This is a genomic window from Gordonia sp. SCSIO 19800 (assembly GCF_018132775.1).
Classification (GTDB): Bacteria; Actinomycetota; Actinomycetes; order Mycobacteriales; family Mycobacteriaceae; genus Gordonia; species Gordonia hongkongensis.
Genome location: NZ_JAGRQM010000013.1, coordinates 69,728 through 95,946, shown reverse-complemented (window position 1 = coordinate 95,946; position 26,219 = coordinate 69,728). Strand labels below are relative to the sequence as shown.

23 protein-coding genes and 1 riboswitch are annotated in these 26,219 nt (G+C 69.9%); of the genes, 17 read left to right on the top strand and 6 right to left on the bottom strand.

Going from position 1 to position 26,219, the window contains the following annotated elements; all coding sequences use genetic code 11:
* Window positions 1–811: 811 nt before the first annotated feature.
* On the bottom strand, window positions 812–1,213 hold the full coding sequence (locus KB201_RS15640; RefSeq protein ID WP_078112421.1) for a PPOX class F420-dependent oxidoreductase: 402 nt from the start codon (window positions 1,211–1,213) through the stop codon (window positions 812–814).
* A 63-nt stretch (window positions 1,214–1,276) separates the two neighbouring features.
* Here KB201_RS15640 and KB201_RS15635 point away from each other — a divergent pair, with 63 nt between their 5' ends.
* The 4 genes from KB201_RS15635 to KB201_RS15620 are packed head-to-tail and all read left to right on the top strand — an operon-like array spanning window position 1,277 to window position 4,915.
* The gene (locus KB201_RS15635; protein ID WP_211539733.1) at window positions 1,277–2,074 is read left to right on the top strand and encodes an SDR family NAD(P)-dependent oxidoreductase; all 798 of its coding nucleotides are present in this window, start codon (window positions 1,277–1,279) and stop codon (window positions 2,072–2,074) included.
* Window positions 2,071–3,381, top strand: a complete 1,311-nt coding sequence (gene cbiE / locus KB201_RS15630; RefSeq protein WP_078112470.1) for a precorrin-6y C5,15-methyltransferase (decarboxylating) subunit CbiE — start codon at window positions 2,071–2,073, stop codon at window positions 3,379–3,381. The genes KB201_RS15635 and cbiE overlap by 4 nt, the downstream gene beginning before the upstream one ends.
* A complete protein-coding gene (gene cobM / locus KB201_RS15625) occupies window positions 3,378–4,154 on the top strand; it encodes a precorrin-4 C(11)-methyltransferase (protein ID WP_078112471.1) in 777 nt (258 codons plus the stop codon). Before cbiE ends, cobM begins: the two co-directional genes overlap by 4 nt.
* A complete protein-coding gene (locus KB201_RS15620) occupies window positions 4,151–4,915 on the top strand; it encodes a cobalt-precorrin-6A reductase (RefSeq protein ID WP_254859599.1) in 765 nt (254 codons plus the stop codon). Before cobM ends, KB201_RS15620 begins: the two co-directional genes overlap by 4 nt.
* On the opposite strand, the gene KB201_RS15615 is transcribed toward KB201_RS15620, so the two are convergent.
* The 3 genes from KB201_RS15615 to cobG are packed head-to-tail and all read right to left on the bottom strand — an operon-like array spanning window position 4,868 to window position 8,275.
* Window positions 4,868–6,466 carry a precorrin-2 C(20)-methyltransferase gene (locus tag KB201_RS15615; RefSeq protein WP_249145729.1) on the bottom strand — a complete coding sequence of 533 codons (1,599 nt, stop codon included), beginning with the start codon at window positions 6,464–6,466 and terminating at the stop codon, window positions 4,868–4,870. The genes KB201_RS15620 and KB201_RS15615 overlap by 48 nt on opposite strands.
* Before the next feature lie 11 nt (window positions 6,467–6,477).
* Window positions 6,478–7,101: a precorrin-8X methylmutase gene (locus tag KB201_RS15610; protein ID WP_078112424.1), complete on the bottom strand. Its 624-nt coding sequence runs from the start codon at window positions 7,099–7,101 to the stop codon at window positions 6,478–6,480.
* A gap of 13 nt (window positions 7,102–7,114) precedes the next feature.
* Window positions 7,115–8,275 carry a precorrin-3B synthase gene (gene cobG, locus KB201_RS15605; protein ID WP_211539732.1) on the bottom strand — a complete coding sequence of 387 codons (1,161 nt, stop codon included), beginning with the start codon at window positions 8,273–8,275 and terminating at the stop codon, window positions 7,115–7,117.
* Between the two features lie 60 nt (window positions 8,276–8,335).
* A riboswitch (cobalamin riboswitch) is annotated at window positions 8,336–8,413 on the top strand.
* A 71-nt stretch (window positions 8,414–8,484) separates the two neighbouring features.
* Between cobG and cobN the strand changes: the two genes are divergently transcribed.
* The 5 genes from cobN (at window position 8,485) to KB201_RS15580 (ending at window position 17,163) form a co-directional block, all read left to right on the top strand.
* Window positions 8,485–12,216 carry a cobaltochelatase subunit CobN gene (cobN, locus tag KB201_RS15600; RefSeq protein ID WP_078112426.1) on the top strand — a complete coding sequence of 1,244 codons (3,732 nt, stop codon included), beginning with the start codon at window positions 8,485–8,487 and terminating at the stop codon, window positions 12,214–12,216.
* Between the two features lie 201 nt (window positions 12,217–12,417).
* Window positions 12,418–12,927 (top strand): FxsA family protein, encoded by a 510-nt coding sequence (locus tag KB201_RS15595; RefSeq protein WP_058250590.1) that lies wholly within the window; start codon window positions 12,418–12,420, stop codon window positions 12,925–12,927.
* A gap of 108 nt (window positions 12,928–13,035) precedes the next feature.
* Window positions 13,036–14,670, top strand: a complete 1,635-nt coding sequence (locus KB201_RS15590; protein WP_058250445.1) for an amidohydrolase — start codon at window positions 13,036–13,038, stop codon at window positions 14,668–14,670.
* Window positions 14,671–14,750: 80 nt separating this feature from the next.
* A complete protein-coding gene (gene lnt, locus KB201_RS15585; protein WP_249145756.1) occupies window positions 14,751–16,361 on the top strand; it encodes an apolipoprotein N-acyltransferase in 1,611 nt (536 codons plus the stop codon).
* Entirely contained in the window at window positions 16,345–17,163 is an 819-nt protein-coding gene (locus KB201_RS15580; protein ID WP_058250447.1) for a polyprenol monophosphomannose synthase, read from the top strand. Before lnt ends, KB201_RS15580 begins: the two co-directional genes overlap by 17 nt.
* A gap of 78 nt (window positions 17,164–17,241) precedes the next feature.
* Here KB201_RS15580 and KB201_RS15575 read toward each other — a convergent pair whose 3' ends face one another.
* A complete protein-coding gene (locus KB201_RS15575) occupies window positions 17,242–17,586 on the bottom strand; it encodes an RNA polymerase-binding protein RbpA (RefSeq protein ID WP_058250448.1) in 345 nt (114 codons plus the stop codon).
* Window positions 17,587–17,977: 391 nt separating this feature from the next.
* Here KB201_RS15575 and KB201_RS15570 point away from each other — a divergent pair, with 391 nt between their 5' ends.
* The 6 genes from KB201_RS15570 to KB201_RS15545 all read left to right on the top strand — a co-directional run bounded on the left by KB201_RS15570 (window position 17,978) and on the right by KB201_RS15545 (window position 22,024).
* Window positions 17,978–18,259: a hypothetical protein gene (locus KB201_RS15570; protein ID WP_058250449.1), complete on the top strand. Its 282-nt coding sequence runs from the start codon at window positions 17,978–17,980 to the stop codon at window positions 18,257–18,259.
* Complete coding sequence (locus tag KB201_RS15565; protein ID WP_058250450.1) at window positions 18,256–19,392, top strand: DUF475 domain-containing protein; 1,137 nt, start codon at window positions 18,256–18,258, stop codon at window positions 19,390–19,392. Before KB201_RS15570 ends, KB201_RS15565 begins: the two co-directional genes overlap by 4 nt.
* 200 nt (window positions 19,393–19,592) lie before the next feature.
* Entirely contained in the window at window positions 19,593–19,814 is a 222-nt protein-coding gene (locus KB201_RS15560; RefSeq protein ID WP_058250591.1) for a DUF3263 domain-containing protein, read from the top strand.
* A gap of 36 nt (window positions 19,815–19,850) precedes the next feature.
* The gene (locus KB201_RS15555; RefSeq protein WP_058250451.1) at window positions 19,851–20,174 is read left to right on the top strand and encodes a hypothetical protein; all 324 of its coding nucleotides are present in this window, start codon (window positions 19,851–19,853) and stop codon (window positions 20,172–20,174) included.
* Window positions 20,171–20,917 carry a VOC family protein gene (locus KB201_RS15550; protein WP_058250452.1) on the top strand — a complete coding sequence of 249 codons (747 nt, stop codon included), beginning with the start codon at window positions 20,171–20,173 and terminating at the stop codon, window positions 20,915–20,917. The genes KB201_RS15555 and KB201_RS15550 overlap by 4 nt, the downstream gene beginning before the upstream one ends.
* A gap of 99 nt (window positions 20,918–21,016) precedes the next feature.
* Window positions 21,017–22,024 (top strand): oxygenase MpaB family protein, encoded by a 1,008-nt coding sequence (locus tag KB201_RS15545; RefSeq protein WP_058250453.1) that lies wholly within the window; start codon window positions 21,017–21,019, stop codon window positions 22,022–22,024.
* Window positions 22,025–22,043: 19 nt separating this feature from the next.
* Here KB201_RS15545 and KB201_RS15540 read toward each other — a convergent pair whose 3' ends face one another.
* Window positions 22,044–23,276 carry an NAD(P)/FAD-dependent oxidoreductase gene (locus tag KB201_RS15540; RefSeq protein ID WP_211539728.1) on the bottom strand — a complete coding sequence of 411 codons (1,233 nt, stop codon included), beginning with the start codon at window positions 23,274–23,276 and terminating at the stop codon, window positions 22,044–22,046.
* Between the two features lie 28 nt (window positions 23,277–23,304).
* Between KB201_RS15540 and KB201_RS15535 the strand changes: the two genes are divergently transcribed.
* On the top strand, window positions 23,305–24,534 hold the full coding sequence (locus KB201_RS15535; protein WP_211539726.1) for a glucose-1-phosphate adenylyltransferase family protein: 1,230 nt from the start codon (window positions 23,305–23,307) through the stop codon (window positions 24,532–24,534).
* Window positions 24,531–26,210 (top strand): phospho-sugar mutase, encoded by a 1,680-nt coding sequence (locus tag KB201_RS15530; RefSeq protein WP_374193938.1) that lies wholly within the window; start codon window positions 24,531–24,533, stop codon window positions 26,208–26,210. The genes KB201_RS15535 and KB201_RS15530 overlap by 4 nt, the downstream gene beginning before the upstream one ends.
* The last annotated feature ends 9 nt before the right edge of the window (window positions 26,211–26,219 follow it).

Genomic DNA, 26,219 nt, shown 5'->3' with positions numbered 1-26,219 from the left:
GTGATATAGGGAGAAACCCCGATGCCGAGCGTTGACCCGACTAGGTCGATGCGCATGTGATCGACCACCGCCCACCCGGACGGCGGTCGGGAGTAGCAGTCGGTCATCGTGGCTCATACAGGGTGGTGCCGTCAGCGATCGGCAGATACGCGATGTCTCCGACACACGCCCGATTCGGGGCGCAAGCGGCGAAGTCGCGGCTCAGCAAGTCCGACCACGCATAGCATGATCAGCTTCCGTCCGCGCTGCCCGCGCGGGGGCTGCCTTCCGCCACCCGTGAACGACGAGCACGCGATCGTGAGGAGTTGGCATTGCCACCTCACCGGGTAGGTGTCGAGCCGGTTCGGCGACAAACGCCGAAGCGGCTCACCAGTTCGTCTCCCCGACGAAATACTCGACCGCCAACGGTCTTGCGGGTCAGTGCCGTAGCGGTCGAGCCAGTGACGCAGCGTGCCGCGCTCCACCGAGATCGGCGGCGATACCACGCACCGTGGCCTCGGGGGTCGACTCGTACAAGTCCACCCGCGTCCTGACGAAACCGCTCTCACTCGTGTCGTCGAGCCGTACCTCGATCGACTCGCTTCCTCCAGCTCGTTGCCGGATTCAACGTGTCCGAGATCTGGGGTCAGGTCCCCGTCGGTCCCCGAGCCGGTTGTCCTCGATGTCGCAGATCGCCGGTCACACCAGCGTGGGGAGCGCGTCACCGTTCGGGAAGTTCCGGCCGGCCTTGATGACTATGCGATGAACCGGACCGAACCTGCTGACGACGCCAGCGCCCACGTCAAGCAGCGTCCGACTTCACACGTGGGCACTAGCTGAACAGCGACGCCGAGCCGAGCACCCGACTCACGCTGATCTCGATCACGACGCGGCGTGGGTTCGGCCTGGGCTCCCGGTATCGCTGCGCGTAGCGCTGCTCAGCCTCGCGCACGCGCTCGGGCTCACGACTCACCGTCGCGGGTCCCTCCAGGGTCAGCCACCGCGGGCCGTCGACGTTGGTGACGGCCGCGTAGCCACCCCGCTCGGTATTGCGAACCTTCTGATTGCCGTCCGAGGTGATGACCCTCGCCAGGCCGGCGTCGGGATCCCAGGTGAAGCCGACGGCCACGGCGTGGGGGGTGCCGTCGGCACGCAGCGTGGTGAGGGTCCCGAGGTGGCGTTCGACGAGGAAGGCGAGCGCATCGGGCCCGAGATCGGCGGCGGTACGAGGCATGACACCAAACTAGCCGCGACGCCGCACACGGTCGGTCGCGGGGCCGATGCGATACTGGCAGCCATGGCGTCACGCAGCAGAGGGGCATCAGCGCGTCCGGACACCGACCCGTCCGGTGCCCTCGTGCTGTTCGGCGGCCGCAGCGAGATCGGCGTCGCCACCGCGGCGCGCCTCGCATCCGGGCGGACCGTCGTCCTGGCGGCCCGCCGTCCCGACGACCTCGCGGCCGAGTCCGCACGACTGCTCGACGCCGGTGCAACCGAGGTACACACCGTCGCCTTCGACGCGAACGACACCGACAGCCACCCAACGCTCGTCGAGTCGTTGGCGCAGCGACACGGTCCGATCGGGATCGCGATCATCGCGTTCGGCATCCTCGGCGACCAGGCCCGCGCCGAAACCGATGTGGCGCATGCACTTCAGATCGCCCACACCGACTACTACGCCCACATCAGCGTGCTCACCCCGCTCGCGTCGGTGTTGCGCGCGCAGGGCTCCGGGACCATCATCGTCTTCTCCTCGGTCGCCGGTGTCCGGGTGCGCCGCGCCAACTACGTCTACGGATCGACCAAGGCGGGCCTCGACGGATTCGCGAGCGGACTCGCGGATGCGCTGCACGGCACCGGCGCTCGTCTGCTGCTGGCCCGCCCGGGCTTCGTGATCGGCGCGATGACCCGCGACCTGATGGCGTCGGGGGTGAAGCCGGCCCCGCTGTCGCGGGATGCCGAGCAGGTCGCCGCCGCGGTGGCCCACGCCTATCGCAAGGGCCGCGGTGAGGTCTGGATTCCGGGGACGTTGCGTCCGTTGTTCTTCGGGATGCGACTGCTGCCGCGTGCCGTGTGGCGGAGACTTCCCCGATGACGTCTCCGGACACCGAAGTCACGTCGTCTGTCCCGTCCGAGCTCGTCCCATCGGAGTTCGTGGTGGTCGGGATCGGCGCCGACGGTTGGTCCGGTCTGGGCGAGACCGTCCGCGACGAACTTCGCCGCGCCCGCGTGATCTACGGCGCTGCGCGGCAGTTGGCGCTGCTCGACGGCGCGGTGCCCGAACTGGACGCCGAACTGCGACCGTGGCGGTCGCCGATGTCGGAACACCTCGCAGAAGTGGTCGAGAGCGAGGACACGGACGCCGTTCACCCGGGCACGATTCACATCCTGGCCAGCGGCGACCCGATGTTCCACGGCGTCGGTGCGAGCATCATCGCGCGTGTCGGTGTCGACCGGGTACGGGTGTATCCGGCCGTGTCGAGCGCGAGCCTCGCCTGTGCGCGTCTGGGCTGGGACCTCGCCACGACCCGGATCGTCAGTGCGGTGCGCGCCGAGCCGGGCGTGGTGATCGGCGAGGTCACCGATGGGGCTCGCGTACTGGTCTTGAGCCGCGACGAGACCACACCCGCCGCACTCGCCGGCATCCTGGTCGACGCCGGTTTCGGCGCGTCGACGATGACCGTCCTCGAGCAACTCGGTGGGCCGGCCGAACAGATCGCCACCGGTACGGCCGAGACCTGGCGCCGCCGGGCCGGGGACCCGCTCAACATCGTCGCCCTCGACTGCGTCGGACCGCGCCGGTCCCGGCTCCCGGGGCGGCCGGACGACACCTACGAACACGACGGCCAGATCACCAAGTCGACGATCCGCGCCCTCTCCGTGTGCGCGTTGGAACCGGCCGGCGCGCAGGTCCTCTGGGACATCGGGGCCGGGTCGGGCAGTGTGACGATCGAGTGGTTGCGCGCGGACGACCGGGGAGTGGCCGTCGCCTTCGAACGCGATCCCGATCGTGCTGATCGTTTGCGGCGCAACGCCGCCCGACACGGGGTGGCGCATCGGCTGTCGGTGCGGGGCCCGGCTCCCGACGACCTGTCCGACGCGCCGCAGCCGGATGTCGTCTTCATCGGTGGCGGACTGGACGAGGAGATCCTCTCGCTCGTCTGGGCGACTCTGCCGGACTCGGGGCGGCTCGTCGCGAACGCGGTGACCGTGGAGAACCAGACGCTCGTCACGCACTGGCACGCCCGACACGGCGGTGCGCTACGACGCCTGTCGGTCGAAACCGTGGCACCGCTCGGCACGATGCACACCTGGCGCCCTGCGCTGCCGATCGTGCAGTGGGCCGTCGCGAAGACGGCACCCCACGCTGCCGCCGCGGATTCGACGGAGGCGCTCCGTTGACCGTCTACTTCATCGGGGCCGGCCCGGGTTCGCCCGATCTCATCACGGTGCGCGGAGCGCGGCTGCTGGGGGAGTGCCAGACCTGCGTCTACGCCGGGTCTCTGGTGCCCCCGGAACTGCTCGACCTGTGTCCCGACGGTGCCGAACTGATCGACACCGCCCAGATGCCGCTGTCGGACATCATCGATGTCATCGCGGCGGCCGTCGGCAAGGGGCACGACGTGGCGCGCCTCCACTCCGGTGACCTCTCCGTGTACTCAGCGATGTCCGAGCAGCAGCGTGAGCTGACCGCGCGCGGAATCGATCACGAGATCGTGCCCGGTGTCCCGGCGTTCGCGGCTGCCGCGGCGGCACTCGACACCGAACTCACCATCCCCGGTGTCGGCCAGAGCCTGCTGATCACGAGGGTCTCCACCCTGTCGACGGACATGCCGCCGGGGGAGGACCTCGCGACCCTGGCCCGGACGGGGGTGACACTTGCGCTGCATCTCGCAGCCCATCGGGCCGAGGAGATCGTGGCGGCGCTCAGCCCGCACTACGGCGATGACTGCCCCACCGCCACAGTCGCTTTCGCCAGTCGGGAGAACGAGCAGATCGTGCGGTGTCCGCTCAACCGGTTGCCCGAGGCCCTCGACGCCGCCGACATCCGGAGGACCGCGGTCATCTTCGTCGGCCACGTGCTCGGCCCGCGCCGGTCGGACGTCACCGACAGCTATCTGTACTCGCATGCGCGGATGACCAAACTCCGCGCTGATCGCCACCCGCCGCCGTGACCGAACAGATCCCGCCGGATCCTGTCCCGCACGTCCTGATCCTCGGCGGGACCGGGGAGGCGCGAGCGCTCGCCTCGACCCTCGCCGACACCGACATCGCGTTCATCAGTTCCCTCGCCGGCCGGGTGAAACACCCCCGTCTACCGGTCGGGCCGGTGCGCATCGGCGGGTTCGGCGGATCCGATGGACTCCGGGAGTGGTTGCAGAGCAACCGTATTCAGGCAGTGGTCGACGCGACCCATCCGTTTGCCGCGACCATCACCCGCAATGCGGCGCGAGCCACCGCCGACGCGGGTCTGCCGCTGCTGCGCCTGCGTCGCGATCCGTGGGTGCCCGGCGATACCGACACGTGGACACGCGTGCCCGACCTCCCCGCCGCCGCGCGGGAGGTGGCCGCCCGCGGCGGACGCGTCTTCCTGACCACCGGGCGCCAGGACGTCGGTGTCTTCGCGGGGATTGATTCGGCGTGGTTCCTGATCCGGGTCGTCGACGCCCCGACCGGAGCGCTTCCGCCGCATCACGAGGTGCTGCGCTCGCGGGGTCCCTATGACCACCGGTCGGAGCGAGACCTGCTGCGGAACAACGACATCGATCTGCTGGTCACGAAGAACAGCGGCGGAACGCTGACCTCGGCCAAGCTGGCGGCCGCGGCCGAACTCGGGATCGCGGTCATCATGGTCGACCGGCCCGCCGAACCCGACACGCCGGTCGTCTCAGATGTCGGTGCCGCCCGGAACTGGCTCGAGGAGCTGTTCGGCTGACTGATCGGCGGTGTGATCGTCGCTGTCGACCGGGTGGTGACTGCGCGGTGTGAACACCAACGTTCCGGCCGCGCGCGGCGCGACCCTTGTGGCCGACGACCCGATGATGATCATCGTGCGCATGTCGACGACCGCGGGATCGAAGTCCGCGACCGTGGTCGTGGTGAGTTGCTGCTCCGGACCACCGACGTCCCGTCCGAGGATGACGACGCGATCGGGCGACACCGTCTGCGAGAGAGTGTGTTTGAGGGCCCCGACCTGCCAGGTGCGGCTCGCCGAGCCCGGGTTGTAGATGGCGATCACCAGGTCGGCGCCGAGTGCGGCTCGGATGCGCCGTTCGATGACCGACCACGGCTTCAACCGGTCGGAGAGCGAGATGATCGCGAAGTCATGCCCGAGGGGCGCTCCCACGGCAGCGGCGACCGCGGTCGCCGCCGTGACGCCGGGCACCACACGGACGGGCACCTCGTGCCACCGGGGCTGTGCGGCGACCTCGGCGACCGCGGCGGCCATCGCGAAGACGCCGGGATCACCGGACGAGACGACGACGACGCGAGCGCCGCGTCGAGCGAGGTCGAGCGCGAACTCGGCCCGCTCGGCCTCGACCCGGTTGTCGCTGGCGTGTACTCGCTGCCCCGGCCGCGGGGTGACGCGCTTGAGATAGGTGGTGTAACCGACGAGGTCGGTGGCCGTGGCCAGCTCCGCGCGGACCTCCGGGGTGGTCCAGCTGTCGTGACCCGGTCCGAGCCCCACGACGACGAGCTCACCCGGGACGGGCTCCGGTTCGAACATCGGGTTGTTGCGGCGTCCCGGGACGACGAGGATCGAGAAGTACGGCACCTCTGCGGGATTCACGTCGGCGGCCGGCAACACCCGCTCGACGGTCGTCGACGCGCGTTCGACGTAGAAGGCCTCGTCGAGACGCCCGGCCTCGCGGAGGGCGTCGCGCACCCGCTCGAAGGTCCGACCGAGTTTCATGACCACGATCGCGTCCGCGGACCGGAAACGGAAGAGCAGCTCCGAGGTCGACGCGGTGCCGGGCACGACGGTCAGCGTCTCCTCGCCCTCGACGAGCGGGACCCCGGTCGCCGCGGACGCCGCGCTGACCGAGGTGACGCCGGGCACGATCTCGGCGTCGAAGTGCGAAGCCAGGCGTTTGTGCATGTGCATATAAGAGCTGTAGAAAAGTGGATCGCCCTCGGCGAGCAGGACGACATCGCGACCCGCGCGCAGGTGCACCGCGAGACGTTCGGCACTCTCGGCGTAGAAGTCGTCGAGCGCGCCCTGATACCCGCCGGGGTGGTCGGTCGTCTCGGTGGTGACCGGGTACATGAGACGTTCCTCGGTCTGGCCGTCACGCAGGTAGGGTGCGGCCACCGATCGCGCGATGCTGTTGCCGTGTCGCGCAGAGTGATACGCGATCACGTCCGCGGTGCTGATCAGGCGGGCGGCCTTGACGGTCATCAGCTCGCTGTCACCCGGGCCGAGTCCGATGCCGTAGAGCGTGCCCGGCCCTGACTTCTGTCCGGCCGCGGTGCTGTCAGAGTTCATGTGATCCACCATCATTCCTGCGGGGTCGCGAGCGCGTTGACCGCGGCCGCGGTGATCGCCGACCCGCCGCGCCGGCCCGTGACCGTGATGAATTCGAGGTCGTCGCGTTCGGCCAGTGCCGCGCAGGATTCGACCGCGCCGACGAAACCGACGGGTGCCCCGACGACGGCGGCGGGACGCGGTGCGCCGTCGTCGATCATGTCCAGGAGCGCGAACAGTGCGGTCGGCGCGTTGCCGATCGCGACCACGGCACCTTCCAGGCGCGGCCGCCAGAACTCCAGTGCCGCAGCGGTCCTCGTGGTTCCCATCTTCTCGGCGAGGGCCGGGAGGGTGGGTTCGGACAGGTGGCAGAGCACCTCGTTGTCCGCGGGGAGACGCTTGCGCGTGATGCCGGACGCCACCATGTTGGCGTCGCAGAGGATCGGGGCGCCGGCCTCGAGTGCACTGCGTGCGGCGGCCACGACGCCGGGCGTCGCGACCACGTCGTGCGTCAGGTCGGTCTGGCCGCACGCGTGGATCATGCGGACGACAACGGTCGCGACGTCGGGCGCGAACGCGGAGAGGTCGGACTCGGCGCGGATCGTGGCGAAGGACTGGCGGTAGATCGCGGCGCCGTCACGCAGGTACTCGGTCATGGTGGGAACGAGCCTAACGGCGCCGCCGTTCGTATCCGCCGTCGGGCGTGGCCTGCACCGACAGGTGCGATTCGGCCGGCGACCCGCAGCCACGGGCGCAGCCCACCCAGTGTTCACGCTCCTCGACGGGGTCGCCGTCCTGCACCCGGGTCACCAGGTCGTCCCGGACCGGCGCATGCGCGGACGAGCAACCCGGGGCTCCGACGCAGCAGCTGACCTGGGCCCATGGCGAAGCGGCGTCGAAGATCAGACCCATCGGTGCGAGCACGCGGACGACGGTCTCGGCCACGCCTTCGCCGAGGTCGCACAGGAGGATCTCGCGGTCGGGGGTGAACACGACCGGCGCCTGCACGGCCGCGATGAATTCCGCCAGCCGGGCCGGCAAGCGTCCGAGTTCGACGACCGCGCCGAGCAGCACCGCGCCGTCGTCCTGGTCGAACCAGCCGACGATCGGTTCCTCCGAGGCGACCGGTGCCGCGTCCGGGTCGGCCCCGATGACGGGATCCAGCGTCGGGGCGATGAGTTCCGCGAGCCGGAGCCGGGAGTCGTCGTCGAGGTCGCGGACCCGCCAGGCGCCGGGCGAGACCTCGCCCAGACCCGCGGCCACCGCGATGAGCGCGCGCACGATCGCCTCCGTACCGGTGGCCGATCCGACGGCCGTCCCGCCGGTGAGCACATCCGCGGCCAGGGGAGTGCCGCCCCGGATCACCGCGCACGCGTCGGGTCGTCGTCCGGCGATGTCACCGCGCCCGTCGTCGATGCCGAACAGGAACCGGCCGGATAGGGTGGCCGCGGCCGGGTCGGCCCGCAGGGCGTCGTCGAGGGCCGCGGCGAGCGGACGCGCATCGGCGACGCCGCCGATGCGGCCGGTCAGGGGGCTGAGCTCGATGTTGCGCACCTTGTCGTGGCTGCTGCTCGGCGCGAGCCCGGCGGCGACGACGGCCTGCGCGACGGCTTCGACGTCGGTGATCCCGCGCAGCTGGAGGTTGCCGCGCACCGTCAGCTCCAGGTGCCCGTCGGCGTGGTCGGCGGCGGCCCGGGCGAGCATCTCCAGCTGGTCCGGACGGATCCGTCCGCCCGGCAGCCGGACACGGGCCAACGCGCCGTCGGCCGCCGGGTGCGTGTCGAAGACGCCTGGGCAACGGTCGGTGGCGGCCCGGGCTCGCTGATTCATCCCACCAGCCTACGACCGGCGGGCGCGGTGGCCGTAGGCTGAACGCACCGCGAGCGGGCTGAAGCCGGTGCGATTCCGGCGCGGTCGCGCCACTGTGACCGGGGGTCGGCATCGGCCGGACATCCGGAAGTCAGACCAGACCCTCGCACTGCACCCGCCACCCACGGCACCGACACGCACCGGGCGCGACAACCCGGCGAGGAGACACGATGATCCTGCTGCTCTCGACCTCGGACACCGACCTGCTCACGGCCTCGGCGGCCGACGAGGGCAACGCGTCGCCCGACGCGTCGGTGTCCTACCGCGGCGCGAATCCCTCTCGCATCCTGATCGAGGACATCCCGCGTCTCGCCGCCGACGCCGACCTCATCGTCGTGCGCATCCTGGGCGGCGTACGCGCCTGGGAGGACGGGCTGGCTGCGGTCGAGGCGACCGGCAAGCCGCTCGTCGTCTGTTCCGGTGAGCAGCAGCCCGACCCCGATCTGATGGCGCACTCCACGGTGCCCTCCGGCGTCGCCGCCCAGGCCCACGACTATCTCGCCGCGGGCAGCGTCGCCAACCTCGTGAATCTGCACCACTTCCTGTCCGACACCGTCCTGCTGACCGGCAACGGGTTCGAACTCCCGCAGCAGACGCCCGCGTGGGGCGTCCTGGAACGGACGCCTTCTCTGCTCCCTGAGGTGCGAGGAGCGGAAGCCGAACCTTCTCTGCTCCCTGAGGTGCGAGGAGCGCTAGCGACGAGCCACGAAGGGCCCGCCGACGCCCCAACCATCGCGGTTCTCTACTACCGCGCCCAGCACCTGGCGGGCAACACGCGGTACATCGCCGCGCTGTGCGATGCGATCGAGGACTGCGGGGCCCGTGCGCTGCCGATCTTCTGCGCCTCGCTGCGGACTGCGCCCGACGACCTCCTCGAACTGCTCGGTACCGCCGACGCCCTCGTGGTCACGGTGCTGGCCGCCGGCGGCGCCACCCCGGCCACCGCATCGGCCGGCGGCGACGACGAGGCGTGGAACATCGAACGTCTCGCCGCCATCGACATCCCGATCCTGCAGGGTCTCTGCCTCACCGGGTCCCGCGCGGACTGGGAGGACAGTGATGACGGCCTGTCGCCACTCGACGTCGCCACCCAGGTGGCGGTGCCCGAGTTCGACGGCCGCATCATCACCGTGCCGTTCTCCTTCAAGGAGTTCGACGACGACGGATTGCCCTGGTACCAGCCGGATCTCGAGCGCTGCGCACGGGTGGCGGGGATCGCCACCGCGCACGCCCGGTTGCGTCGGACCCCGGCCGCCGACAAGCGGATCGCGGTCATGCTGTCGGCCTACCCGACCAAGCACGCGCGGATCGGCAACGCCGTCGGTCTCGACACCCCGCGCAGCCTGCTGCGCCTTCTCGCCGCGATGCGCGATGCCGGCTACGACATCGGCCCGGAGGCCGGCCCGGACGCGATCCCCGGTCTCGCCGACGATGATTCAGATGCGCTGATCCACCAGATCATCGCCACCGGTGGTCAGGATGCCGACTGGCTGACCGAGGAGACCCTCGCCGCCAACCCGATCCGCCTGTCCGCGCGCGACTACCGGTCGTGGTTCGACACCCTGCCCGAAGGACTGCGCGCGGCGGTCACCGAGCACTGGGGACCCGCTCCGGGCGACCTGTTCGTCGACCGCACGCACAATCCCGACGGCGACATCGTCATCGCGGCATTGACCTTCGGCAACATCGCGATCATGGTGCAGCCGCCGCGCGGGTTCGGCGAGAACCCGGTCGCGATCTACCACGATCCGGATCTGCCGCCGTCGCACCACTATCTGGCCTCGTACCGGTGGATCGCGGCGCACGACAACGGCTTCGGCGCCGACGCCATCGTGCATGTCGGCAAACACGGCAACCTGGAGTGGCTGCCCGGTAAGAACCTCGGCATGTCGGCGGACTGCGGGACCGACGCCGCCCTCGGCGACCTCCCGCTCGTCTACCCGTTCCTGGTGAACGACCCGGGCGAGGGGACGCAGGCCAAGCGCCGCGCTCATGCGGTTCTCGTCGACCATCTGATCCCGCCGATGGCACGCGCCGAGTCCTACGGCGACATCGCCCGGCTGGAACAGCTTCTCGACGAGCACGCCAACATCTCCGCCCTCGACCCGGCGAAGCTGCCCGCGATCCGCCAGCAGATCTGGACACTGCTGACCGCGGCGAAGATGGACTCCGATCTCGGGCTCACCGAACGGCCCGACGAAGAGGTCTTCGACGACATGCTGCTGCACGTCGACGGGTGGCTGTGCGAGATCAAGGACGTGCAGATCCGTGACGGGCTGCACGTGCTCGGCGAGCCCCCGCGCGACGACGCCGAGGTCGACCTGGTCCTCGCCATGCTGCGTGCGCGCCAGCTCTGGGGCGGCACGTCGGCCCTGCCCGGCCTGCGCGAGGCCCTCGGACTCGTCGAAGACGGCTCGGCCGAGCGCGGTTCCGTCGACGCCGTCGAGGCGCAGGCCCGCGAACTCGTCGCCGCCTGCGCGAAGGACGACTGGTCGACCGAAGCGGTTGCCGCGGCCACCGCGGGACTGCCCAGCGCGGTCGGGGATGTGCTCACCTTCGCGGCGACCGAGGTCGTCCCGCGCCTGCGTCAGACGACCGGCGAGGTCCCGCGGGTGCTGCACGCCTTGGACGGCGGGTTCATCCCGGCCGGACCGAGCGGGTCACCGCTGCGCGGGCTGATCAACGTGCTGCCGACCGGACGCAACTTCTACTCGGTCGACCCGAAGGCCGTGCCCTCGCGGCTGGCGTGGGAGACCGGCCGCGCGATGGCCGACTCTCTGCTCGAGCGCTACCTGACCGACCACGGCGAATACCCGGCGTCGGTGGGGCTGTCGGTGTGGGGGACCAGCGCCATGCGCACCTCGGGTGACGACGTCGCCGAGGTGCTCGCGCTGCTCGGGGTCATGCCGGTGTGGGACGAGATGTCGCGGCGGGTCTCCTCGCTCGAGCTCATCGGCCTCGAGGAACTCGGACGTCCCCGCATCGATGTCACCGTCCGCATCTCCGGCTTCTTCCGGGATGCCTTCCCGCACGTCGTCACGATGCTCGACGACGCGGTCGCGCTCGCCGCGGCCGCTGACGACGAGTCCGACGAGCAGAACTTCGTTGCGGCACACGTGCGCGCCGCGATGTCCGAGCACGGCGACCGGCGTCGGGCCGTGACACGTGTCTTCGGTTCCAAGCCCGGCACCTACGGCGCCGGCATCCTGCAACTCATCGACTCACGGGACTGGCGCAGCGACGAGGACCTGGCGCGTGTCTACACCGAGTGGGGGGGTTACGCCTACGGACGCGACCTCGACGGTGTACCCGCGGTCGACGACATGCGCGCCGCGTACAAGCGGATCGCCGTGGCGGCCAAGAACACCGACACCCGCGAACACGACATCGCCGACTCCGACGACTACTTCCAGTACCACGGCGGCATGGTCGCGACCGTTCGCGCACTGACCGGTTCCTCGCCCGAGGCCTACATCGGCGACAGCACCCGCCCCGACTCCGTCCGCACCCGCACGCTGTCGGAGGAGACCAGCCGGGTGTTCCGCGCCCGCGTCGTCAACCCACGCTGGATCTCGGCGATGCAGCGCCACGGATACAAGGGTGCGTTCGAGATGGCCGCCACGGTCGATTACCTCTTCGGGTACGACGCGACCACCGACGTCGTCGCCGACTGGATGTACGAGAAACTCACCGAGTCCTACGTCCTCGACGAGACGAACCAGCAGTTCATGCAGCAGTCCAACCCCTGGGCACTGCACGGCATCGCCGAACGTCTCCTCGAGGCCGTCGAGCGCGACATGTGGCGCGAACCGCCGGCCGAGCTCCTCGACGCCCTGCGCACCGTCTACCTCCAGACCGAGGGCGACATCGAGGGCCGCGGCGAGGACGCCTCTGCCGGCTGAGCCGCCCACCGCCGGCTGAGCCGCCCACCGCCGGCTGAGCCGCCCACCGCCGGCTGAGCCGCCCACCGCCGGCTCAGCCGCCCAGCGCTGGTTGAGCTTGTCGAAACCACCCCCCGGGACAAAACCGCGTCGTCGTTCGTTGTCCACGCAGACCCTGACGTCAACGGGTGCCGAAGGGCACCGAAGGACAGGTGAAGCATGATGGCTCTCCGCTGGTTCGCGGCCTATGCCGTGCTGGAGATCGCCGCATTCGTCGCGATGGTCATGACCCTCGGATTCGGCTGGGCGGTGTTGATCAGCCTCGCCGCCGTGGTCCTCGGATTCGTCGTCCTGCGCTGGCAGGGCGGCAAGGTCTTCGACGAGCTGCGCCGCGCGTCGAGAAACGAGGTCGACGCCCGCGCCCCGCTGGCCGACACCGCGCTCGTCGCCGTGTCGACCATCCTTTTGGTCGTTCCGGGCGTCGTGTCGACCGTGGCCGGGACCCTACTGCTGTTCCCGCCCACCCGTCGGGTGATGCGTCCGGCCGTCGCCGCGGTGGGTGCCCGCCGTGTGGCGACCGCGATGGACCGGGCCGGGATGTACGCCACCGGTGTCTACGGCGCAGGACGTGGCGGAACCGTCGTCGAGGGCACGGTCGTGGAGTCCGACACGCCCGAGCCGGGATCTTCGTCGTCCCCGTACGGGACCCGAGGTCTGCCGCAGGGCCACTGAACAGGTCCTGATCTGCGCCCGAGCGCAGCACAACCCACCGCGGTCCCGGAACACACGCACCCGGACCCCTCGCCACCCTCCTCCGACGGCAAGGCACACTGAACGATCGTGGCAACCCAACTGCTTCTCGGCGGCGCCGTGTACTCGCCGGCGGCCCCCGACGCGACCGCGATGGCCGTGACCGACGGAATCGTCGTCTGGGTCGGGACCGACGACGTCGGCCGCGCACTCCATCCCGACGCCGAGGTCATCGACCTCGCCGGACACTTCGTCAGTCCCGGGTTCGTCGACTCCCACGTCCACCTGACGTCCACCGGGCTCGGACTCGACGGCCTCACCCTGAACGAGGCGTCGAGCCGCACGCACTGCCTGCGGCTGGTGGAGAAGGCCGTGGCCGCCGAATCCGCCCATGACGGAGGCGACCTCATCTGGGGTCTCGGCTGGGACGACTCGACCTGGGCGGGCGCCGAACCCGACGACGGTCGCTTCCCGACGACCACCGAGCTCGACGCCGTCGTCGGGACCAGGCCGGTCTACCTCGCCCGGATCGACGAGCACTCCGCGGTGGCATCCACCGCGCTACGACGCCTGATCCCGGACCTGGCCGACGCCGTCGGGTATCACCCGGAGGAGCCGCTGGTCGCCGAGGCCCACCATCTCGTCCGGGGCGCGGCCCGTCTTCTGGTCACCGCGGCGCATCGTGAGCGTGCACAACGCCGCGCGCTCGACGGGGCCGCCGCCCACGGGGTGGTGGCCGTGCACGAGAACGGCGGACCGGACATCAGCGGCATGGACGACTTCCTCGCGCTCGCCGAACTCGACCATCCCGTCGAGATCCGGCGCTACTGGGGCCAGGCCGTCACCGACGCCGACCACGCCCGCGAACTGATGTCGATCACCCGGGCCGATGCCCTGGGCGGTGACCTGTTCATCGACGGTGCCATCGGCTCCCACACCGCGTGGCTCTCGGAGCCCTACACCGACGATCCGCACACCAGCGGTATCAGCTACCTCGACGCCGAGGCGATCCGCGATCACCTGCGCGCCTGCACGATCGCAGGCATCCAGGCGGGCTTCCACGTCATCGGCGACGCCGCGACCGGTGTGGTCGTCGGCGCACTCGCCGAACTCGCCGACGAACTCGGCACGCCCGCGCTCGCCCGCTGTGCGCACCGGCTCGAACACGCCGAGATGGTCACCGCCGCCGACGCCGAGGTCCTCGCCCGCTGCGGCGTCATCGCCAGCATGCAACCGTTGTTCGACGCCGAATGGGGCGGTCCCGGCGACCTGTACGACGCCCGTCTCGGGGCGAGCCGCGCGGCCACCCTCAACGACTTCGCGATGCTGGCCAAAACCGGTGTCGCCCTGGCGTTCTCGTCAGACGCGCCGGTGACGGCCATCGACCCGTGGTCGACCATCCGGGCCGCTGTGCACCATCATCAGCCGACCAACGCGATCTCGGCGCGCGGCGCGTTCGCCGCGACGACCCGCGGCGGCTGGCGGGCCGGGGGAGTCAACGACGGTGTCACCGGGACCCTGACGCCCGGCGCCCCGGCGAGTTACGCGGTGTGGGAGGTCGACGAGCTCGTCGTCGCCGGATCCCACGAGAAGGTCCAGCGCTGGTCGACCGATCCGCGGTCGCGGGTGCCCGCGCTGCCGGACGTCTCACCGGGGGCCGCGCTGCCGCGCTGCGTACGCACCGTGCACCGGGGCCGGACCCTGTACGACCGGGACGCCGGGTGAGTCCCCCGCGGGTCTCCCGATCCCGGATCTCACGGTCCTGGCTCGCACGTACCGGGACCGCCGCCGCCGCGGGTGTCGCGATGTGGGCCGCGTTCCCACCCCGCAACTGGTGGTTCCTCGCGGTCCTCGCCCTCGGCCTGTTGTTCGCCGCACTCTTCGTCGGGTCGCCCCGGGTGCGCACCGGCGCGTGGATCGGCTTCGTCTTCGGGCTGGCGTTTTTCGTGCCGCTGTTGCCGTGGATCGGCGTGTACGTCGGTCCACTCCCGTGGCTCGCCCTGGCCGCGGTGCTCGCCGTCTATCTCGCGCTGTTCGGCGCGATCGCCACCCTGACGATGCGGCTTCCGGTGCCTCCGGTGTGGTTCACGCTGTCGTGGGTGCTCGTCGAAGCGCTCCGTTCCGCCTTTCCGTTCGGCGGGTTTCCTTGGGGGAGAACCGCATTCAGTCAGGTCGACGGACCGCTGCTGCCGCTGGCCTCGGTGCTCGGCGCGCCGGGGTTGTCAGCAGGTGTCGCGCTGTTCGGCTCCGCGGTCGCCTGGCTGCTCGTGATCCTCACCCGGGCGTACCGGCGCACGACGACCGTCTCCGACCCCGAGCACGCCGACGGCCCGGGGCCGTCCACCGAACGTTCCTCGGGCGTGGTGCGCATCGCGACCGCCGCGGTGGCCATCGCGCTGCTCGCACCGATCGCGGCCATCGCGGCGACCCCCGCCAGCCTCGACCGCAACATCGCGACGTCCTCGGCCCGGATCGGTGCCATCCAGGGCAATGTCCCGCGACTGGGTCTGGATTTCAACGCCCAGCGGCGCGCTGTCCTCGACAATCATGTCCGCACCACGATGTCCTACGGCCGGGCGATCGACACCGGGCAGACAGAGCAGCCCGACTTCGTCCTGTGGCCGGAGAACGCCTCGGACATCTCGCCGCTGGACAACGCAGACGCGGCCGCCGGGATCACCGCGGCCTCCGCGGCCGTCGACGCGCCGATCCTGGTCGGCACGCTCATCCGCAACCCCGATGGCCGACCCACCAATTCGGTCCTGGTCTGGGACGGCGCGCAGGGCCCGGTCGACCGCTACGACAAGCACATCGTCCAGCCGTTCGGCGAGTACCTCCCGTGGCGGCCGTTCTTCCGCCTCTTCTCGTCGTATGCAGACATGGCCGGAGACTTCCGCCCCGGCACCGGACCCACGGTGGTCGACGTGCCCGGTCGCTCGGGGACGGTGACCGTCGGTGTCGCGACCTGCTGGGAGGTCGCCTTCGACCGGGCCGCTCGGCAATCCGTCCGGGACGGCGCGCAGATGCTGTTCGTGCCCACCAACAACGCGACCTTCGGCCGGACCGAGATGACCTACCAGCAGTTGGCCATGTCACAGGTCCGGGCCGTCGAACACGGGCGGTCCGTGGTCGTCGCGGCCACCAGTGGGGTGAGCGCCGTCATCGAGCCGGACGGATCCATCAGCCAGCAGTCCGGCATATTCACCGCGGACGTGCTGACCGGGCGTCTGCCACTCCATGAGGACATGACTCTCGCGACCCGCCTGGGCCCCTGGCCGGAGGTGGTCGCGATCATCGCCGCGGTGGCCGGGCTTTTGTTTGCGCTGCGCTCGCGTACTAGGTTCTCACTCAGGCCACGCAGGGTCGCCGCACGGGCGACCGGTGACACGAAGGAGCTCGATGGCATCGGGGATTGACGCCACGGCAGGGCAGCGGCGGCCCGACGACGCGCCGCAACGCGTGGTCGGCGCCGACGGCACGGGCGCACTCGTCGTCGTGCCGACGTTCAACGAGCGCGACAACCTGCCGCTCATCATCGGACGTCTACAGGACGTGCTGCCAGGGGCGCATGTCCTCGTGGTCGACGACTCGAGCCCGGACGGCACGGGCGATGTCGCCGACGACCTTGCTCGCGCCGACGCGGCGACCCGGGTCCATGTCATGCACCGCGTCGACAAGGACGGCCTGGGCAAGGCGTACCTCGCCGGCTTCGCGTGGGGACTCGACCGCGACTACGCCGTCATCGTCGAGATGGACGCGGACGGTAGCCACGCGCCTGAGCAGCTGCACCGCCTGTTCGACGCCGTCAACGACGGCGCGGATCTCGTGATCGGGTCCCGCTATGTCCCGGGCGGCAAGCTGGTGAACTGGCCGAAGCGCCGGGAGTTCCTCTCCCGCGGTGCCAACACCTATGCCCGTCTGGCTCTCGGTGCGGGCGTCCACGACATCACCGCCGGGTTCCGCGCCTATCGCCGCATCGTGCTGGAGAAGATCCAGCTCGACACCGTCGAGTCCGCGGGTTACTGCTTCCAGATCGACCTGGCGTGGCGCACGGTGCGTGCCGGCTTCGACGTCCGCGAGGTTCCGATCACCTTCACCGAACGTGAGATCGGGGTGTCCAAGATGAGCGGCGGCGTGATGTCCGAGGCGTTCACGATGGTCGCCCGCTGGGGAGTCCAGAGCCGCCTCGAGCGCTGGGGACTCGTCCGGACGCGATGATCCGCTGAGCAGACGGACAGACCCGGCAGGATGTCCTGCCGGGTCTGTTCGGTTCCGGGCGTCGGGCGCCCGCGGGTGTCAGTTGGTGATGCCCTTGCGCCGCTGCTTGAGCAGGTCGAGGCGCTCGTTGAGCAGCACTTCGAGCTCTTCCTCGCTGCGACGCTCGAGCAGCATGTCCCAGTGCGTACGCGGCGGCTTGGTCTTCTTCTCCTCGGGCTCGGCGCCCTCGAGGATGGTGCCTTCCATGCCGTTCTTGCACGGCCACTTCGACGGGACCTCCGCGTCGTCGGCGAACGGCACGTCGAAGATCTCGCCGTTGTCGGTGCGGTACTGGACGATGCGTCGTGGCGCGAGGTCGTGGTCACGATCGGTCTCGTAGCTCACCGCGCCGAGGCGGCTACCCCGAAGTACTCGATCTGCCATGAAGGGTTCCTCTCAACTTCGTCGGATCTCCCGGTCTGCCGGGAGATCTCTGTTGCATTCCAGGTTCGCGCGCAACGCTGCGCGCGACTTTCGGGTCGTCAACAGGAACATTCTACGCGCATTCCTGCGTGGGTTCGCCACCGGCGACGACCCGTGTTGTCCACCGCGGTCCGCGGGGCCGCCGCCGGGAGCGCAGCGAGCGGGGCGAGTGTGTGCCGCCGCCGGGAGCGCAGCGAGCGGGGCGAGTGTGTGCCGCCGCCGGGAGCGCAGCGAGCGGGGCCGGTCGTGACAGCGGTACGGTCTCGGTGTGGAACCAGGCACTACGCACGGCGTACAAACGGGCGCATCGCGTCGGCGTCGGCCGTACGCCTGCGCCTGGTGCGGCCGCACGATGGTGGACTCCGAGATGGGGCGTCGGCGGAAGTACTGCAAGCGATCGTGCAGGCAGCGTGCTTACGAGCAGAGAACGCTGCTGGAGGGCACGTCCATTCCCGACGACGCGGTGATCCTCTCCTCGGCCGAGGCCGCCGACTTCGGCGACCGGATGTTCGCGCTGCGGTGCGCCGCGGAGGACCTCGGCACCGCGGTGGCCGAAGGTGCCGGACACGACGTGCTGGCCGACCTCACCGACACGCTGCTCGAACTCGCGCGGGAAGCCGAGAAGCTGCGGTGACCGCGCGCATCTTCGCGCCCTCGCTCGTCGTCACGCTCGTGGCGCTGGTCGTCGCCTACCTCTACCTCGGCTGGACCGGCCTCGCCCTGTGCGCCATCCTCGGCGTGCTCGAGGTGTCCCTGTCGTTCGACAACGCGGTCATCAACGCGACGATCCTCGAACGGATGAGCGCGTTCTGGCAGAAGATGTTCCTCACCGTCGGCGTGCTCATCGCCGTGTTCGGCATGCGTCTCCTGTTCCCGCTGGTCATCGTGTGGATCACCGGAGGTCTCAACCCCGTCGAGGCGCTCGACCTGGCGATGAACCCGCCGCCCGAGGGGCAGACGCATTTCGCCGACGGCCAGCCCAGCTACGAGACGATCCTCACCGAGGCCCACCCGCAGATCGCGGCGTTCGGCGGGATGTTCCTCCTGCTCCTGTTCCTCAACTTCGTGCTGGCCGAGCGCCCGCAGACCTGGCTCACGTGGCTCGAGAAGCCGCTCGCCACGCTCGGCAAGCTCGACCAGCTCGCGGTCGTACTGGCCGCCCTCGCGCTGGTTCTCACCGCCGAGTTCCTGGCGCCGGACGAGAGCCGCGCGACCGTCCTGATCGCCGGGATCCTGGGCATGGTCACCTACATCACCGTCGACGGGCTCAGCTCGCTGTTCATGGCCGAGCCGGGATCGGACGGGCCGGAATCAGACGGGCCCGACTCACACAGGTCCGGATCGGACGGCTCCGGTCCGCACCCGGTCACCGTCGCCACCGGCAAGGCCGGGTTCTTCCTGTTCCTCTATCTCGAGCTCCTGGACGCGTCGTTCTCCTTCGACGGGGTGATCGGCGCCTTCGCCATCACCTCCGACCCGATCATCATCGCGTTGGGGCTCGGATTCATCGGCGCGATGTTCGTGCGGTCCATCACGATCTACCTTGTCCGCAAGGGCACGCTGGGGGAGTACCGCTACCTCGAATACGGTGCGCACTGGGCCATCGGCGCGCTGGCCGCAATCCTGTTGATCAGCGTCGAGATCGAGATCAACGAGGTGATCACGGGGCTCGTCGGCGTGGCGTTCATCGGCGCGTCGCTCGCCAGCAGCATCCGCGCGAACCGGCGCGAAGCGCGTGCCGGGACCGGCGATCGACTGGCGGTCTGAGCTTCTCCGCGGCCGTCTTCGAACGTGCGATGAACATCTGCGGGACCTTTGGAATCAGCATGGGCCGCCTGCTGTCTTCTGTCGGTCGACAGGTGTAGAAATGACGACGTCGGTGACGTGTGTCACGCAGGAGCCGAAGCCGAGTGGCTCCGCGGCACAAGTCCGGGTTTCAGGTCGAAAACGCAGATTCGGTGGTCTTCATGGACAGCAAACAGCAGCAGATGATCCAGTTCGAGACGGACTGGTACTCCCTGGGCGGGGGCTCCTCCCGGCAGATCGTCGAGGAGTTCGGCCTCACCGATCGGGACTTCTTCTCCCAGGTCGACCGCCTCGTCGACTCCGACCCGCCGTCGGGATTGACCGCTGCGGAGCTGCGCCGCATGCGCCAGGTCATCCGCCGTCGGCTGTGGATGGCCCGCTGATCCCAGCCCGCACGCGGCTCGGGGGATAATCGACGGGTGCCCTTCTCCGATGACGATCTCGAAGCGTTCTATCGCGATGTCGAGGCACGCACGGCGTTCCGCGAGCAACCTCGACGCCGGCGCCGCGCCGGCATCGACTATCCGGCCTGCCCGACGCCTGACAAACTGCCGTTCGCCTCACCGGCCGACGCTCGTGAGGGCATCGATCGACTCCGTCGCCACCTCGTTGGTACCGCCCCGGAGCTGCGCTACTACGAGTGCTCCTGTCGCGCTTGGCATATCACCAGCTCGGCGCAACTGATCCATCGACGGGTGCCGCCGGCGCCGGCTCGTCGTCGGAAGGGTAAGAAGAAGCGGTGACGATTCCGCCCGCCGGCCCGCACGCACTCGTCGATCTCGCGAGCGACGACCCGTCGACGACCGCCGAGACCTACCAGCGGTTGCTCGGACACGAGGTCGGTACGGGCGCCGACGGCCGGCGAGTGGTGAACCTCGGCAACGTCGCCCTCTCGATGCGGCTGTCGGCCGGCGAGCCCGACACCCACGACGTGTACTTCACGGTCGACGACATCACGGCGTCCCGGCGTCTACTCGGCCGGCGCGGGTATCCGCTCGCGGACACCGTCCTCGGAGCGCTGGGTGAGACCAGTCCGGTCGGGATCGCCGAACGACCCGAATCCGGGGCGGCCGTTGACGGCGATCTGACCGGCCTCGACCATCTGGTCTTCACCTGCGACAACCGCGATGTCGCCGTCGCGCTGTTCGCCGGCACCTTCGGCCTCGATTTCCGTCTCGACCAGCCGATCGGGCAGGACGCCCGTCAGCTGTTCTTCCGGCGCGACGACCTGATCGTCGAGGTCGTCGCCGCGCCCCGCCCGCCGGCCGACCCGGTGCCGTCGTCGCCGGTCTTGCTCTGGGGTGTGGCATGGCGGTCGACCGATGTGGACACGACCCACGCGCGTCTGACGGCCGACGGACTCGATCTCAGCGAGGTCCGCAGCGGACGCAAGAAGGGCACGCGGATCTTCACGGTTCGCCACCGCGAACTCGCCACGCGGACCGTGGTCATCGGCCCCGACGCCGGAGCCGACTCGCTTCAGTAGCCGAAATCCGACAAAAGGTGGGTTTTCGGGAACGCCTGCGCTAATCTGACTACGAATGTTGTCGAATTAGTAGTATCCGAGACCGATGTTGGGGGCACCATGACCGCGGTACACGAAGAACGGACAGCGTCCGAACCCGCAGCGAGTGACTTCGTGGCGGGCGAGCCGCTGCTCAACCACCGCGACGACGAGATCGAACTGATCCCGCCGGACTCGCTGACCGCCAAGCTCACCGGCATGTACACGTTCCTCCCGATCAACGGGGCGGCGTTCGTGATGCAGGTGATGCACCCCGTCATCGGCGATGTCGTCGACAAGTATTCAGTCTTCCGCACCGATCCCGTGGGACGTGCGATCCGCTCCGCCGACTCGGTGCTGCGCTGGACCTACGGCGGTCAGGAGGCTCTCGAGGAGGGCAAGCGTCTCCGCAAGCTGCACCAGCCGCTGCAGATGCGCAACTCGGAGGGCAAGCACATCAGTGCACTCAACCCGGAGGCGTACGCCTGGGTGATCGCCACCGCGCTACCCACGATCGAGACCGCCGCGCCGCTGGTGCTGGGCCGGCACTTCACCCTCGAGGAGCGCAAAGAACTCCTGCGGGACAACCGCCGCATCGCCAAGATCGTCCAGGTACCGATGAAGAACTACCCCGAGACCCTCGAGGAGTTCGACGAGTACTTCGACGATTTCATCGAGAACAAGCTCGTCCGGCACCCGGTCGCGCTGGAACTGATCGGTCAGATGCGCGCCGCGCCCGTCGTCCCGAAGTCGGTGCCCAAGGCGTTGCGCCCCGCCGTGAAGAAGGCCGCTGCCACCGCGTCGGTGCCGTTCCAGAACTTCAACTACCTGACCACCGTCGGCGTCATGGATCCGCGCGTGCGGGAGATCCTGGGCCTGAGCTGGTCCGACGCCGAGCAGCGTCACCTCGAGCGGATTCATCGCAATCTACGATTCGCCTACCGCACCCTGCCGGAGCGGCTGACGTACTTCCCGCTGGCCTATCACGCCCGGCGTCATCACGACGCGATCCAGGCCATGAAGGTTCGCGAGAAGGCAAGCGCTGCCTACCAGTACCACCCCAAAGAGGGTGCGGCGCACCAGGGCTGAGCGCTCCCGGTCGGTCTGGTCACGTCGTCGGGGGCGTGACCAGACCGACGACATGGTCGGCAATCGCCAACGATGACGTGATGCCCGGCGACTCGATACCGAAGAGGTTGACCAGGCCCGCGATGCCGTGTGACCGCGGCCCCTGGATCACGAAGTCACCGGCACCGGCACCCGGCCCGGCGACCTTGGGCCGGATCCCGGCGTAGGCGGGCACCAGGGCGTTGGCCGGCAAGTGCGGCCAGTACGTGCGGATGGCTCGTTCGAATGCGTCGGCGCGCGCCTCGTCGACGGCGTAGTCGAGTACCTCTCCGGCAATCGTCTCGTCGGGGGACGAGTTCAGCCATTCGACGTCGGGGCCGAATCGGGCCTCGCCGGCGAGATCCATCGTGAAGTGCACGCCCAATCCGCCGTCGGCGGGGATCGGGTAGACGAGGTGACGGAACGGCGCCCGGACGCCGGACAACCCGAAGTAATTCCCCTTGGCGAGGAAGCGCGGCGGGATCCGGCCGCCGAAGCCGGCCAGCGCCCGGGCCACCTCCCACGCGCCGATCCCGGCACAGTTGACGAGCGTCCGGGCGGAGGCCGATTCACCGTCCGATGTCTGCACGGTGACGCCGTGTGCGTCGATCTGTCCGCCGATCACTCTGCTGCGCAACGCGATCGCGCCACCGTGTGCCTCCAGGTCACGCACCAGCGCACGCACCACACCGTCGACGTCGACGATCCCGGTCGACGGTGAGAACAGTGCCGCGACCCCTTCGACTGCCGGTTCCCGGTCGCGCAGTTCGTCCACTCCGATCCGCCGGAGGTCGGAAACGCCGTTGGCCAGACCGTGTCGGAGCAAGACGTCGAGGCGTTCGCTCTGGGTGCCGTCGGTGGCGACGATGAGTTTGCCCGGCCGCGCCCACGAGACGCCGTGCTCGTCGCAGAATCGGGTCAACTGCTCGCGACCGCGGACGCACAGTTCCGCCTTCAGGCTGCCCTCGGGGTAGTAGATGCCGGCGTGGATCACCTCCGAGCTCCGCGAGGTCGTCTGCGCGCCAACCGAATCCGCGGCCTCGAGGACGATGACGTCGCGTCCTCGCCGGGCGAATGCCCGCGCCACCGCCAGCCCGACGATGCCGCCGCCGATCACGAGGCAGTCGACCTCCACACGCTCCGTCGTCGCGTGCTCGGCCCGGTGGATGCGCGTCACTGCTCGTACCTCCTCGTCGCTTGTCGTCGAGTTCCGTCGGCCACGGTATCCGGGCAAACCCGGCGGCGTGGGGCAGACTGGGGTGATGCGGTATTCGGAGGTTCTCGCGATCGTGCAGGCCGGTGGACGTGGTTCGCGGATGGAGGTGCTGACCGATCGGCGGGCGAAACCCGCGTTGCCGTTCGCGGGCAACTATCAGCTCATCGACTTTCCGCTGTCCAACCTGCACCACAGTCACATCGACGACGTGTGGTTGTGCGTGCAGTACGAGGCCGAGACCATCACCCAGATCGTGGCGGGTGGCCGTCCCTGGGATCTGGACCGCACCAACGGCGGGTTGCGCGTGGTGATGCCGGAACAGACCGACGCCCCGGAAACCGAAGACGGCTTCGCGACCGGCAACGCCGACCTGCTGTACCGCATCCGCGGCCGCATCGCCGAACACGCGCCGGCCGAGGTCATCGTCATGAGCGCCGACCACGTCTACGACTTCGACTTCCGCGACGCCATCGAGACCCACCGCCGCCACGGCGCCGAATGCACTGTGGTCACCACGACGTGTCCGCTCGACGAGGCCGCGCAGCACGCCACCGTGAAAGCCCGCCGCGACGGGACCGTCCGCGAGTTCCGCTACAAACCCGAACGCGCCACCACGCGCACGATCGCCACCGAGATCTTCGTCTACGACCCGGCCGTGCTCATCGAGGGTCTCGAGTACCTGGAGAGCCGGACGACCGAGGGGTCCCCGAAGGACGACACCGGCCTGGGCGACTTCGGCGAACACCTGGTGCCCTGGTTCGTCGACCGCGGCAAGACGGTGGCCCACGCGATGCCGGGGTACTGGATCGACGCCGGCCGTCCCGAGACCTACCTGCAGGCCCACCGCGACCTCATCGACGGGTCCCTCGACGTCTTCCGCGCCGACCGGCCGATCCTCACCAACCAGCCGCAGCGCCCGGCCGCGCGTATCGAGACCGGGGCGGTCGTCGAGGACAGTCTCGTCAGCAGCGGCGCCCACGTGCACGGAACGGTCCGACGCAGTGTTCTCGGACCGGGGGTGGTCGTCGAAAAGGGTGCGGTCGTGGCCGATTCGGTGATCTTCGGCGACGTTGTCATCGGCGCGGGCGCGTCGGTCGCATGGTCTGTCCTCGACGAACGGGTGCGCGTCGGCCCGAACGCGGTGATCGGCGGGCACCCGCGGACACGCCCGGTCCCGACCGAGAAGATCACGTTGGTCGGGATGGACACGCAGATCCTGCGTGGTGCCCGGGTGGCACTGGGTGACCGCGTCGAGCCGGGTCGCCGCATCCGGTGACCCGGGCCGACCTGTTCGCGACCGTGCGACACTGGCGGGACCACGATCCGGATCCGTCGACCCGAGCCGTGCTGACCGAACTGATCGACGCGGCCGTGACCGGTGACGTCGCCGCTGCCGACGATCTCGCCTCCCGCTTCCGCGGACCGCTGACCTTCGGCACCGCCGGCCTGCGCGGGGAGGTCGGTGCGGGCGAGTCGCGGATGAACGTCGCCGTGGTCACCCGAGCCACGGCCGGTGTCGCGCGGTATCTGCTCGACACGGTCGGTCCCGACGCGCGTGTCGTGGTCGGGTGCGACGCCCGGCACGGATCCGCCGAGTTCTTCGACGCGGCGACCGAAGTGCTTGCGGCGCAGGGGCTCACGGTGTTCGCGCTGCCACCCCGGTTGCCGACGCCGGTCACCGCTCATGCGACGCGTGCGCTCGACTGCGACGCCGGTGTGATGATCACGGCCTCGCACAACCCACCGGCCGACAACGGTTACAAGGTGTATCTCGGCGGGCGTGTCACCGACGATGCGGGCAGGGGAGTGCAGATCATCGCTCCTGCCGACGCCGACATCGCGGACCGGATCGCGCAGTCACCGCCCGCCGACGAAGTGTCCCGCGACCCCGCGGCGGTCATCCACCTCGATGACGAGACGGTCCGTACCTATGTCGAGCGCACCGCGCGGCTACGACCCGTCGGCGGTCCGTCGCCGGTGCGCGTCGTACTGACGCCGATGCACGGGGTCGGGGGTGCGGTCGCCCGAGACGTGTTGCGGGCCGCGGGAATCGGCGACGTCCACGTGGTGGCGGCGCAGTCCGCTCCCGATCCGGACTTCCCGACGGTGCCGTTCCCGAACCCGGAGGAGCCCGGTGCCCTCGACCTCGCACTCGATCTCGCACGCGACGTCGACGCGGACGTCGTGATCGCCCTCGACCCCGACGCCGACCGCTGCTCGGTGGCGACGGTCGGTCCCGATGGGCAGTGGCGACAGCTGACCGGCGACGAGATCGGCGCGCTGCTGGGGGAGCAGGCGGCACGGGACGCGACGCGCCACGGCGACACCCTGGCGTGTTCGATCGTGTCGAGCCGGCTGCTCGGCCGGATCGCCGCGGACCACGGGCTGCGGTTCGCCGCGACGCTCACCGGCTTCAAGTGGATTGCCCGAACTCCCGGCCTGCGTTTCGGTTACGAGGAGGCGATCGGCTATTGCACCGACCCCGACACCGTCCGCGACAAGGACGGCATCGGTGCGATGGTCCGGGTCATCTCCCTCGTCGAGGAACTCGGGAGGGATGGCCGCACGCTGACCGACGAGCTCGACCGGCTCGCCCGTCGCCACGGCCTGCATGCCACCGCACCGTTGACGATCCGCGTCGAGGGCACCGCGCTGATCGGCGAGATGATGCAGCGCCTGCGTTCCTCACCGATCGAACGACTGGCCGGCTCGCCGGTGGTGGAGAACCGCGACCTGGCACATGGATCCGCTGACCTGCCGCCGACCGACGGCGTCCTGGTGCGGACGGCCGCCGACGACCGCGTCATCGTGCGTCCCTCCGGTACCGAGCCGAAACTGAAGTGCTATCTCGAAGTCGTCCTCGACTGCCCGGATGGCGCCGTACCGCGGGACGAGGCCGCACGCCGTCTCGACGCCCTTTGCGCGGACATCTCGGCGGTGCTCGAGGTCTGAGCGCACTAC

Coding starts and splice junctions, on each gene's coding strand:
- KB201_RS15640 (WP_078112421.1), bottom strand. CDS start 1,213: ATGCCTCGTACCGCCGCCGATCTCGGGCCCGATGCGCTCGCCTTCCTC.
- KB201_RS15635 (WP_211539733.1), top strand. CDS start 1,277: ATGGCGTCACGCAGCAGAGGGGCATCAGCGCGTCCGGACACCGACCCG.
- cbiE (WP_078112470.1), top strand. CDS start 2,071: ATGACGTCTCCGGACACCGAAGTCACGTCGTCTGTCCCGTCCGAGCTC.
- KB201_RS15615 (WP_249145729.1), bottom strand. CDS start 6,466: ATGAACTCTGACAGCACCGCGGCCGGACAGAAGTCAGGGCCGGGCACG.
- KB201_RS15610 (WP_078112424.1), bottom strand. CDS start 7,101: ATGACCGAGTACCTGCGTGACGGCGCCGCGATCTACCGCCAGTCCTTC.
- cobG (WP_211539732.1), bottom strand. CDS start 8,275: ATGAATCAGCGAGCCCGGGCCGCCACCGACCGTTGCCCAGGCGTCTTC.
- cobN (WP_078112426.1), top strand. CDS start 8,485: ATGATCCTGCTGCTCTCGACCTCGGACACCGACCTGCTCACGGCCTCG.
- KB201_RS15595 (WP_058250590.1), top strand. CDS start 12,418: ATGGCTCTCCGCTGGTTCGCGGCCTATGCCGTGCTGGAGATCGCCGCA.
- lnt (WP_249145756.1), top strand. CDS start 14,751: ATGTGGGCCGCGTTCCCACCCCGCAACTGGTGGTTCCTCGCGGTCCTC.
- KB201_RS15580 (WP_058250447.1), top strand. CDS start 16,345: ATGGCATCGGGGATTGACGCCACGGCAGGGCAGCGGCGGCCCGACGAC.
- KB201_RS15575 (WP_058250448.1), bottom strand. CDS start 17,586: ATGGCAGATCGAGTACTTCGGGGTAGCCGCCTCGGCGCGGTGAGCTAC.
- KB201_RS15570 (WP_058250449.1), top strand. CDS start 17,978: ATGGTGGACTCCGAGATGGGGCGTCGGCGGAAGTACTGCAAGCGATCG.
- KB201_RS15560 (WP_058250591.1), top strand. CDS start 19,593: ATGGACAGCAAACAGCAGCAGATGATCCAGTTCGAGACGGACTGGTAC.
- KB201_RS15545 (WP_058250453.1), top strand. CDS start 21,017: ATGACCGCGGTACACGAAGAACGGACAGCGTCCGAACCCGCAGCGAGT.
- KB201_RS15535 (WP_211539726.1), top strand. CDS start 23,305: ATGCGGTATTCGGAGGTTCTCGCGATCGTGCAGGCCGGTGGACGTGGT.